The organism is Exiguobacterium sp. s95, assembly GCF_018618655.1.
Taxonomy (GTDB): domain Bacteria; phylum Bacillota; class Bacilli; order Exiguobacteriales; family Exiguobacteriaceae; genus Exiguobacterium_A; species Exiguobacterium_A oxidotolerans.
The window spans coordinates 561,883-573,228 of record NZ_JACSMM010000001.1 but is presented as its reverse complement, the minus strand read 5'-3'; the positions used below and the strand labels follow the sequence as shown (position 1 = coordinate 573,228).

The 11,346-nt window shown below is 45.1% G+C and carries 12 protein-coding genes and 1 tRNA gene; all 13 read left to right on the top strand.

The annotated features are described in order from the left end of the window. Positions 1-47 precede the first annotated feature (47 nt). The 13 genes from KNP99_RS03235 (at position 48) to KNP99_RS03175 (ending at position 11,345) form a co-directional block, all read left to right on the top strand. On the top strand, positions 48-1,481 hold the full coding sequence (locus KNP99_RS03235; RefSeq protein ID WP_088837261.1) for a PTS mannitol transporter subunit IIBC: 1,434 nt from the start codon (positions 48-50) through the stop codon (positions 1,479-1,481). A 20-nt stretch (positions 1,482-1,501) separates the two neighbouring features. Continuing rightward, positions 1,502-1,939 (top strand): PTS mannitol transporter subunit IIA, encoded by a 438-nt coding sequence (locus KNP99_RS03230; protein WP_088837260.1) that lies wholly within the window; start codon positions 1,502-1,504, stop codon positions 1,937-1,939. 2 nt (positions 1,940-1,941) lie between these two features. Further along, positions 1,942-3,087, top strand: a complete 1,146-nt coding sequence (locus KNP99_RS03225; RefSeq protein ID WP_214804475.1) for a mannitol-1-phosphate 5-dehydrogenase — start codon at positions 1,942-1,944, stop codon at positions 3,085-3,087. A gap of 211 nt (positions 3,088-3,298) precedes the next feature. After that, positions 3,299-4,096 (top strand): hypothetical protein, encoded by a 798-nt coding sequence (locus KNP99_RS03220; RefSeq protein WP_088837258.1) that lies wholly within the window; start codon positions 3,299-3,301, stop codon positions 4,094-4,096. Positions 4,097-4,585: 489 nt separating this feature from the next. Further along, complete coding sequence (locus KNP99_RS03215) at positions 4,586-5,110, top strand: TraR/DksA C4-type zinc finger protein (RefSeq protein ID WP_029330472.1); 525 nt, start codon at positions 4,586-4,588, stop codon at positions 5,108-5,110. 202 nt (positions 5,111-5,312) lie between these two features. Further along, positions 5,313-6,833 (top strand): aldehyde dehydrogenase, encoded by a 1,521-nt coding sequence (gene adh / locus KNP99_RS03210; RefSeq protein ID WP_214845105.1) that lies wholly within the window; start codon positions 5,313-5,315, stop codon positions 6,831-6,833. A 21-nt stretch (positions 6,834-6,854) separates the two neighbouring features. Next, positions 6,855-7,220 carry a DUF779 domain-containing protein gene (locus KNP99_RS03205; protein WP_214771162.1) on the top strand — a complete coding sequence of 122 codons (366 nt, stop codon included), beginning with the start codon at positions 6,855-6,857 and terminating at the stop codon, positions 7,218-7,220. Between the two features lie 164 nt (positions 7,221-7,384). After that, the gene (locus KNP99_RS03200; RefSeq protein ID WP_214845104.1) at positions 7,385-7,741 is read left to right on the top strand and encodes a thioredoxin family protein; all 357 of its coding nucleotides are present in this window, start codon (positions 7,385-7,387) and stop codon (positions 7,739-7,741) included. Between the two features lie 30 nt (positions 7,742-7,771). Continuing rightward, the gene (locus tag KNP99_RS03195) at positions 7,772-8,788 is read left to right on the top strand and encodes a S66 family peptidase (RefSeq protein WP_215193039.1); all 1,017 of its coding nucleotides are present in this window, start codon (positions 7,772-7,774) and stop codon (positions 8,786-8,788) included. Between the two features lie 11 nt (positions 8,789-8,799). Continuing rightward, the gene (locus KNP99_RS03190; protein ID WP_214801792.1) at positions 8,800-9,141 is read left to right on the top strand and encodes a hypothetical protein; all 342 of its coding nucleotides are present in this window, start codon (positions 8,800-8,802) and stop codon (positions 9,139-9,141) included. A gap of 20 nt (positions 9,142-9,161) precedes the next feature. Then, positions 9,162-10,091, top strand: a complete 930-nt coding sequence (locus tag KNP99_RS03185; RefSeq protein ID WP_214845101.1) for an alpha/beta hydrolase — start codon at positions 9,162-9,164, stop codon at positions 10,089-10,091. A gap of 78 nt (positions 10,092-10,169) precedes the next feature. Next, positions 10,170-10,253: transfer RNA gene (locus KNP99_RS03180), tRNA-Leu, on the top strand. 324 nt (positions 10,254-10,577) lie between these two features. Then, positions 10,578-11,345, top strand: coding sequence for a transporter substrate-binding domain-containing protein (locus tag KNP99_RS03175; RefSeq protein WP_088837250.1), 768 nt, complete (start codon positions 10,578-10,580; stop codon positions 11,343-11,345). Position 11,346: the final 1 nt, after the last annotated feature.

Below are 11,346 nucleotides of genomic sequence, written 5' to 3'. Positions count from 1 at the left end.
GTAGCAAAGAACGACTAACTGAATTTAATGAAATGGAGGCTATAGAGATGGCAACTGCAACTAAAGGAATCCGTGGATTACGGGTACAAGTACAACGATTTGGGAGTTTTTTAAGTGGGATGGTCATGCCGAATATCGGTGCATTCATTGCTTGGGGAATCATTACAGCACTATTCATTCCAACCGGTTGGGCACCAAACGCAAGTTTAGCGGAGTTGGTAGGTCCGACAATCACGTATCTCTTACCGCTCTTAATTGGTTTTACTGGTGGTAAATTAATGCATGACGTTCGAGGGGGTGTCGTCGGGGCGCTCGCAACGATGGGTGTCATCGTCGGGACGGAAATTCCGATGTTCCTTGGAGCAATGATCATGGGGCCTCTCGGTGGATTCGTCATCAAGAAATTTGATCATTTCATCGAAGGAAAAGTGAAACCAGGTTTAGAAATGCTCGTTAACAACTTCTCTGTCGGCATCATCGGTGGTTTGTTGATGATTGGAGGATTTGAAATCTTCGGTCCGATCATGACTGGGTTGGATGATGTCATGGCGGCGGCAGTTGGTGCAATCGTCAGCGCACAATTATTACCACTTGCGAGTCTCTTCATCGAACCCGCAAAAATCTTATTTTTAAATAACGCCATTAACCACGGAATTTTAAGTCCACTTGGTCTCGATCAAGTCAGTGAAGCAGGAAAATCCGTTTTGTTCTTACTTGAAGCGAATCCGGGTCCAGGGCTTGGATTATTACTCGCATACTCAGTCTTTGGTTCAGGTGCAGCGAAAAAAACAGCGCCAGGTGCTGCATTCATCCAGTTCATCGGTGGGATTCATGAAATTTACTTCCCGTACGTACTAATGAAGCCAGTTCTTCTTCTCGGTATGATCGCGGGTGGAATGAGTGGGATTTTGACATTTGTTATATTTGATGTCGGTCTTGTCGCTCCAGCTTCACCAGGTAGTATCATCGCTGTTCTTGCGATGGCAGCACGTGGATCATATGTCGGCTTGATTGCGGGTGTTCTCATCTCTGCAACGGTAACGTTCGTAATTTCTGCTGTCTTACTCAAAACGAGCAAAGCGAAGGAAACGTCACTTGAAGAAGCAACGGCGAATGTCGGTGCAATGAAAGGTAAGAGTTCAATCACGTCATCACTTGTCGCAGCAGATTCTAAAAAATCACTCGCTGAAGTCGAACACATTATCTTTGCGTGTGATGCTGGAATGGGTTCGAGTGCGATGGGAGCTTCCGTTCTCCGGAATAAGATCAACAAGGCTGGCTTGCCGATTAAGGTGACGAACACGTCAATCAGTAACCTGCCAGCAGACGCAGAGTTCGTCATTACGCACCAAGATTTGACGGAACGTGCAGTCGAACAAGTTCCAGATGCAGAACATCGCTCGGTCGAAAACTTCTTGAATGCTGCATATTACGATCAGCTCGTTCAAGAAATTGAAAAGGCACGCAATAAAATTTCTTAAAAATTAGAGGGGGATTTACAATGGCAACAGCAATGAAACTAACAGAAGATATGATTTTACTCGATCAGCAATTCGATTCAGAAGAAGCGGCAATTCGTGCGGCGGGGAAACTCCTCGTCGATCACGGTTTTGTCCGCCCGGCCTATGTGGACTCGATGTTAGCTCGAAACGAAATGTCGAGTGTATATATTGGAAATCATGTTGCGATTCCACACGGTACGGAAGAAGCAAAAAGTGAAGTCGAAAAATCAGGATTATCGATTCTTCAAGTCCCGGGCGGTGTAACGTTTGGTACTGAACCAGCAAAATTAATCATTGGGATTGCTGGTGTTGGTGATGAGCATTTGGAGATTTTATCAAATATCGCAGTGATTTGCTCAGATGAAGACAATGTCGAGCAGTTGATTCAAGCGAAAACGAAGCAAGAAATCATCGAACTGTTATCGATGGAGGTGTAAAAATGAAAGCCGTTCATTTTGGAGCAGGTAATATTGGACGTGGCTTCATCGGATTACAACTTGTGAAGTCAAACTACGAAGTTTGTTTTGTTGACGTCAACACGACCGTAGTAGACGAATTAAAGTCTCGAGGCACATATGAAGTCGGCTATGCAGCTGAAGGAATGGCAAATGAGACCGTAACTGGTGTTACGGGACTCAATAGTATGACGGAAGCAAACGATGTCATCGCAGCAATTGCAGACGCAGAAATTGTTACGACGGCTGTCGGACCAGCACTGCTTTCGAAAATTGCACCCCTGATTGCTAAAGGGTTGGAAAAACGAACAAAAAATCAACCCATTTATGTCGTCGCTTGTGAAAACATGATTGGTGGATCGACACACTTACAAACAGAAGTGGCACGTCATACGACGTTAACTGAAGCTGCAAGTTATTTTCCAAATGCAGCGGTCGATCGTATCGTACCGCTTCAGCGTCATGAAGATCCGTTGTACGTTGAAGTCGAACCATTTTTTGAATGGGTGATTGAAACGAAACGATTGCCGGCAGATTATCCAGTTTTAGAAGGCGTAACATATGTCGAGGAAATTACACCATTCATCGAACGAAAGCTGTTCACTGTCAATACAGGTCATGCACTCACATCGTATCTAGGTGCATTATTCGAAAATGAAACGATTGCCCAAAGCCTGCAAGATCATCGTGTCCGACGCGGGGTCCAGACGGCTCTTTACGAAACAGGATGGTTGTTACTAGAAAAATACGGGTTTGACGCGAAAGAGCATAGTGCTTATATCCAAAAGAATATTCAACGGTTCGAAAATCCGCGGATTCATGACGAAATCGTTCGTGTTGCCCGTTCGCCAATCCGTAAACTCAGTCCGAATGATCGCCTTGTCAAACCAGCGCGTGAATTGATGGAGCGTGGCATCGAAGCGAATGGACTAGCACTCGGAATCGCAGCGGCGTTAACGTATTCTGACCCGAATGATTCGGAATCTGTTGAATTGAAAACATTTATCGAAACAAAGGGGATCGAAGAGACTTTAGTGACGTATCTTGGCCTTCAGCCGAATGAGCGTCTCGGTCAATTAATCATCAGCCAATATAATCAAATCAATGATTCAATCAATTCGCTTGCTTAAGTAGTTAGGGAAGGGTAAAGAAATCGGGCGTGCGTCCTCAGTGATGCACGCCCGATTTCTTTTTAACGATGTCTATTCTTAACATAAATGAACAAGAATTTGTATACGAGATTTGGAATATTCGAAAACGAATATTATTTCCGTCAAATAGATTGTACGCTATAGAAACGGAACCTGTCTGTTTCGATTTTTTCTATAAGAAGGTGGAAACATGCTGAATTATAAAGTGAACGTCTATATGATCAATGGTTCTCGACCAAAGAATGGGAAATCGGGTAGTTTCAAAAATTTGATTTATACGAGTCAGTTTCTTTCCTACACACCTGTCGACTTAGTGCATCAATTGATTTTAAATCGATTGATGATTGAACAAGATAAAAATACAGGATTGATGTATACACTTGAAGTCAATACCGTGATTGATCAATATGTCGTCGATGTCCGTGTTTATGCAGAAAAGACGGTTGATCCGCAAATCGAGCGTGATTTGATTGAAATCATTGAACGTGAAGAAGTCAGACACATCCCATCCCTTGAAATCGGAAAACCAGACTTTGCGGAATTCGCGCATCTCGTTCTTCATGTTAAAGAGTCAAGTTTACGGTTTACCCAAGACCGTGTACAAAGCATCTTCGACGAGTCTGGCGTTCGTGGAAGAATCATTCTTCAAAAGGAACGGATCGATAGCCATGAACCTTCGCATTCAATCCAATTGTTGATCGGTGGTTCGGAAAAAAGTTTATATAGTTTATCGCAGTACCAACTCGATCCGTTGTTCCGGAAATATGGTCTCGTGATTCAATCATTGAATTTATTGCCATTTGACTTATTTTCGATTCGGGAAAAAGTAGCGATGTTATCTTCAGCAGACGAATCACGACTATGGATTGATGATATCACGACTTCTAAGAATGGCAGAAGCCATCAAATTTGTTTTCATGATGGGCAGGAATGCATGACCGTCATCTGTGATTATCGTGGGTCGATTCGTTCGTACAAATGTTCTTGAACTACCTCCACCTACGCTACGCTAAGAGGTGGAAGGTTCCTGAGTGATCCGACCTATCGGTCGAAACTTTATCAGGCTAACCCCGTCGTTCCGACGGTTGAGAGTTAATCTTGTCAGTTTCTTTTGCACGGATGCCTACTTTGCTTGGTTTTCGCTACTTCGGTCATTCGCAAGGTGAACGTTGAAGATTTTACGTGACAGACGAACTCCCTGTCACAACCCTATATCTTCAGTTTTTAAAGAACATGACATTGATTTTATTCCTGATTTTGAGTGTTTTTGAACCAAGAATGTCGTGCAATTGACGTGTCTCAAGACACGTCTTGCTCGAAGGCGATTCATCTCCTACCTGCGCTGGGCTTCGCCCTGAGACGCTTAGAGGTGGGAGTATTCTCGCCTGATTTTGATAAACGGCAACTAAACGTTTAAGATACCTCTGATTCGGCTAAAACATAATTAGAGCAGAATAGAGAATTGGAGATGATGAACATGTTGTCAGCGAAACAAATCGAGGAATTCAAAGAACGTCTACTTAAGGAAAAAGATAAAACGGAATCGAACATCGAGAACCGTGAAACAGATTACGACGAAGGCGCACTTTCAAGTTATGATAATCATCCTGGAGATTCAGGTGACGAATTATTTTTACGGGAACGGGATCAAGCGATCACGGATTTAGAAACAGACATGTTATCTGACGTCGATCTTGCCCTAAAAGCAATCGAAGAAGGCACGTACGGAATCTGTAAGGTATGTGGAAAAGAAATCGAGCTAGAGCGTCTCGATATCATTCCTGAAACACTCTTATGCATTGATGATGCGAAAGAAGAAGCTGAAAAAAATAGCTTGAATGAGCAACAACGACCGGTCGAAGAGGATGTACTCGATCCATCTGTTACAGCGACGGGAAAAGATATTGATGGAGATACGGATGGCTTTAGTAAAGTCAGTGACTTCGGAAACTCAGACTCGCCGTCAGATAATGAAGATGGCATCGACACGACGCGTTCATAAGAGGTTGATTAAGAGATGCAAGACAGGGGCGATAATCGTTTCCTGTCTTGCATTTTTCAATCAAAAAAGTTAACGGAAAATTTTGACTTTTCATACTTATTTGTTAGTATGTACATGAGGGGTTTTTTTACGGGGGACCAAAATGAAAGCGCATACAAAAACTTCTCGGGTTGACCATTTTATTTGAGGGAGGAAAACAGTCATGATTTACGAGATTCCAAACACACAAGGGTCAAAAGTACAGTACAGAGATCGTTATGAAAATTTCATCAACGGGAAATGGACGGCACCCGTCAATGGAGAATATTTTGATGACATCACACCGATCACCGGGAAGGTATTATGCCAAGTCGCGCGTTCGACAAAAGAAGATATCGAATTAGCACTCGATGCCGCACACGCAGCCAAAGAGGAGTGGGGAAAAACATCGGTCACGGAACGGTCGAACATCTTAAATAAAATCGCCAATCGGATGGAAGAAAATTTAGAACTTTTAGCCTACGCCGAGACGCTAGAAAACGGGAAAGCCGTCCGCGAGACGTTAAACGCAGATTTACCACTGGCGATTGATCATTTCCGTTATTTCGCCGGTGTCATCCGGGCGCAAGAAGGATCTGTCGGGGAACTTGATAACGATACCGTCGCCTATCATTTTCATGAGCCGCTCGGCGTCGTCGGTCAAATCATTCCGTGGAACTTCCCGATTCTGATGGCCGTCTGGAAACTAGCACCGGCATTAGCTGCCGGAAACTGTGTCGTCTTAAAACCGGCAGAACAGACACCGGCAAGTATTTTACTCTTGACTGAAATGATTGAAGACTTGCTCCCGGCAGGCGTCTTGAATATCGTCAACGGGTTTGGTTTAGAGGCAGGGAAACCACTTGCGTCGAGCAAACGGATTGCGAAAATCGCCTTCACGGGTGAAACGACGACAGGTCGCTTAATCATGCAGTATGCGTCACAAAACATTATTCCCGTTACACTTGAATTAGGTGGAAAATCTCCGAACATCTTCTTTGAAGATATTATGGACGCCGATGACGCCTTTTTCGATAAAGCAATCGAAGGGTTACTAATGTTTGCCTTGAATCAAGGGGAAGTCTGTACCTGTCCATCGCGGGCGTTGATTCAGGAGTCGATTTATGAACCGTTCATGGAGCGGGTACTTGAACGCGTCAAAGCAATCAAACTCGGCAATCCACTTGACGGCGACGTCATGATGGGTGCACAGGCATCGAATGAACAAATGGAAAAAATTCTATCTTATCTAGAAATCGGTAAATCAGAAGGCGCAGAATGCCTGATTGGTGGAGAACGCAATCAGATGGACGGCAATCTTGCGGACGGTTTCTACATCCAGCCGACGATCTTTAAAGGGCACAACAAGATGCGGATTTTCCAAGAAGAAATTTTTGGACCGGTTCTGTCCGTCACGACGTTCAAAACGGATGACGAAGCGCTTGAGATTGCGAACGATACGTTATATGGTCTCGGTGCCGGTGTATGGACGCGCGACATGAACCGTGCCTATCGCTTCGGACGGGCGATTGAAGCAGGACGTGTCTGGACGAATTGTTACCATCAGTACCCTGCCCATGCGGCATTCGGCGGTTACAAGATGTCCGGGATTGGTCGAGAAAATCATAAAATGATGCTCAATCATTACCAGCGGACGAAAAACCTTCTCGTCAGCTATAGCCCGAACAAACTCGGTTTCTTCTAAGCGAAGAAAGGAAGTGTCCGTATGGTCGAACGTGTCCTTGCTACAGCGGCGACGCTCGAGTTGATTGACAAGTTACGAGCAAAGCATGGACCCCTCATCTTTCATCAATCCGGGGGGTGTTGTGATGGCAGTTCACCGATGTGCTTTGCGGAAGGGGATTTATTTCTTGCAGATCACGATTTATTGATTGGGATAATTGGCGGCTGTCCATTTTATATTCATGAAGATCAGTATACGTATTGGAAACACACGCAACTCCTCATCGATGTTGTCGATGGGCGCGGTGGCATGTTTTCGCTTGAAGGGGTCGAAGGGAAACGTTTTCTGACCCGATCCCGTGCCTTTACGGATGAAGAGTACGCTACACTTCAGACTGACACTAGATGACCCCCTTTAAAACATCTGAAACTGCTTCGCGTGAGAGATGTCACCGAGGCAGTTTTAGGTGTTTTTTCATTTGCTATGTGAGGGGAACGCTAGCACGAAATTTGGTTTCTCTATGCGAAGAGCGGTATAATAAAAGCAACATTTTTTAAAAGGAGGTCTTGTTGATGGTTGAGTTTACACGATTGACGTCCATTGATTCCGTGCAGTCCTGGTATTCGGGTCCGAACGCTAGTTTTTTATACGTCTCAAGCCCGAATTGTTCCGTTTGTGAATCCTTGTTCCCACAAATCGAACCCATCATGTTGGAACACCCGGAAATTCGATCGGCGCGTGTCGATGTATCGGACGTTCCCGAAATTGCAGGAGCGTTATCCATTTTCACCGCCCCTGTCTTACTTTTGTTTTTAGACGGAAAAGAGATGCACCGCGAGGCACGAATCGTCCCAATCGAACGATTCCGTCAACGCGTGGAGCAGATTAGTGAATTTGTAAAAACAGAAATCATCGATTTGGAAAATTAATCGTTAATCTTTAACTGAAGGAGGAAGAAGATGAGGTATCCATTTTTCGGCTGGACAGGGCAAACGATTGGTATAACAGCATTATCTTCCGGCTTACCTGATGCGCTCCATCCTTTACTCGAAGAATCCAAGTTACGTTTAGAGGACCGGCAGATGGAGACGATGATTGGTGATACGGTTTGGACACAAAAGAAAGCACAGAGTACAACAGCAGCGGTTCGGGCATCTGAATTGATGCAGATGTTCCAAAACCCAGATATCGATGCGATCCTGCCGCCGTTTGGTGGCGAACGCGCCTTGGATGTATTACCGCATCTAGACTTTTATGAACTGCCGGTGAAATGGTTACTCGGATATTCAGATACGAGTACGGTCTTGTTCGCAATTACCGTAAAAACGGGGATTGCGACAGCACATGGTCCGAACGTGCTTGAGTTGAGAAGTGAAGAATGGGACGAGACGACAGCTGCTTGGCGTCGCGTGCTTGCAACACCGCGTGATGGTTCCGTGACCCAGTGGATGTCGACAAGGTTTCAAACAGCCTGGAATCACGACGTCCGCCCTGAGCGCTTTATGTTCCATTTCGATCAACCGACGGAATGGAAAACCCTGAATCCATCCATCACTCAGGTGACGGGTCGACTTCTCGGAGGATGCCTCGAAACCGTCCGTCATTTAATCGGTACGCCTTATGGCGATGTCCGTGCATTTCAAGAACAACAACTCGAGGGTGAACCGATTCTTTGGTACTTCGAAGCCTGTGAAGCCAGCGCGACTGATCTTCACCGTTCCTTGATGCAGATGCATCTTGCCGGTTGGTTTGGTAACGCAACTGGTATTTTGTTTGGTCGAACAAGCGCAGGGCAGGCAATCGAAGACTATACATTACTGGATGTCTACCAAATGATTGCAACAGAGACAGGACTGCCGATTTTTTATGATTTAGACATCGGTCATCAGCCGCCCCAATTGACACTCGTCAACGGTGCGACGGCAACAGTGACGCTTCAAGGAAAAGATTCACGGCTTGATATGACATTCAACTAAGGAGATTTCATATGGCGACACGACATTTTCAATCGCTTGGTGCATATAAGCGAATCTACATCAATCCGGAAACACGCCGGATGACGTTACCTGAACCTTTTTATGATGCACTCGGGCTGACGGATGAAGTAATGGTTGCGCAAGTCGGACAAGTCCTCGTCATGCGCAATCCAGACGAGATGGTCGAGATGGAGACCGAATTATTAGCGCAAATCGTTGAAGAAGGATTTGCGGGGCAAGAGCTCATTCGCGAATTCGCTTACCGGAAGGCGCAGCATGAACAACGGTTGCGCCAGCACATATTACAAGATGATCATCCAGAGTCGTCAGCTCAACTAGAAATCGAACTATAACAACAAGGAGTGAGGACCGGATGCGAACAGGTACAAAAATTGGTTTAGGCGTGATTGGTTCAGGGATGCTTGCAGCAAGCTATTACTTTTACGAAATGGCAATCGCAACGAATCCGAAACCCTTCTTGACGAACAACCGTGATTTAAGTGACGAGATGGTCCGATTGATGCAACCGGGTCAGACATGGATTAAGGAACAACCGTTAGAACTCGTCGCGACGCAAGCACATGATGGATTGACGCTTCGCGCACATTACTTACCGCCACTCGTTCCGTCCGATCGAGTCGTCATTCTCGTACATGGTTACGGTGGTGTCGGAACAGACTTAGCAGGATTCGCCTATCTGTATCATCAAGCGGGTTTTCATGTGTTGATGCCGGACAATCGTGGTCACGGAAAAAGTGATGGAAATTACATCGGTTTCGGGTGGCATGACCGGCAAGACTGTCTGCGCTGGATCGACTATTTAATCGGATGTGTTGGTACGGATTCTTCCATCTTTTTACATGGTGTATCGATGGGGGGCGCGACGGTTTTGATGACGAGTGGAGAAACATTACCTGCTCAAGTCAAAGGCATTATCTCCGACTGTGCTTATACATCAGTCAACGCAGTCCTCGCCTATCAGATGAAACGGATGTATCGTTTGCCGCACTTTCCGTTCCTTGCGATGACGAGTTTATTGACGAAATTAAAGGCTGGTTACTTCTTCAGTGAAGCTTCCGCATTAAAACAAGTCAAAAAGGCGGCGGTACCGATCTTATTCATTCATGGGGATGCAGATACGTTCGTTCCGACATCGATGGTCTATGAACTGTATGATGCTTGCCAAACGAAGAAGGAACTCGTCGTCATTCCGAATGCGGCACATGCAATGGCTTATTTTGAGGCACCCGATCGATACGATGAAGTCGTCGAGGCGTTCGTTCGGCGCGTAATGTCAGCATGACAAATGAAAGTGTATGAAGCGGAAGGAATGGATTGACAAAAATCAGTCCATTTCGTATTCTACAATCATATAAGTCATGTCGTCGTGGCGGAATCGGTAGACGCGCTAGACTCAGAATCTAGTGGTGGCAACACTGTGGAGGTTCAAGTCCTCTCGGCGGCATTTCCATAAGTTGAAGACCTGTTAGTAGGTCACAGACTGTAGACAAACTAGATGGAAGGTCACTTGCATGTGATTTTCTATCTTTTTTTGTTCTCTCTTTCCTTCCTAAGCGTCTTCCTGTGGCAAACATCGCGCCGCTACAGCGAAGCTGCAGGGTCGCTCCTGTTTGCTTTCCACTAGAAAGCGATTAGATCGAAAATCGCGACTTTTTTAGTTTTCTTTCAGATAATTCAGTTTTTTTACCAAAACATGTTTCAAAGGGACCATTATTAAGGAAAATATCCTAATAGAGGGCCGTGCCTTCAAAAGAAGGGGGTAAAAAGTATGAATAAACGTTTTTCTATCTTATTTTTATTGATGGGATGTCTGTTCGTATTAAGTGCGTGTAGCATCGGTTCAAATGATGATTCATCGTCAGAGGACAAAACGTACAAAGTCGGGATCGACGTCACCTATCCACCATTCGAGTACAAGGACGGGGATACGTACAAAGGAATCGATATCGATTTGATTCAAGCGATTGCAGACGACCAAAACTTCAAGATTGAATTTGAAGCGATGGACTTTAGCGGAATCATTCCTGCTCTGCAGGCGGATCAACTCGACATCGCGATTGCCGGGATGAGTATCACACCGGAACGTGAAAAAGTCGTTACCTTCTCTGACCCGTACTTTGAAGCCGGACTGATTCTTGTCGTCAAAGACAACAATGATGACATCAAGTCGGTTGATGATTTAAAAGGGGAACGCGTGGCAGTTAAAAAAGGGACGACGGGGGCAAAGTATGCAACGGATAACGCGGATAAGCTAGGCATTAAAGTTACACAATTCAATGATAGTCCAGCGATGTTCCAGGAAGTCAAAAATGGGAATGCAGCAGCCTTGATTGAAGACTATCCAGTCATCTCGTATGCCAACAAACAACAAAACCTTGGTCTGAAACTCGTGGGAGATCGTTTAAATGGTGATAATTACGGGATTGCCGTCCTTAAAGGGGAAAACGAAGACTTGATGAAAAAAATCAATACAGGTTTAGCGAATTTAAAAGACAGTGGCGAGTACGACGAAATCGTTGATCGTTATTTAAAATAAT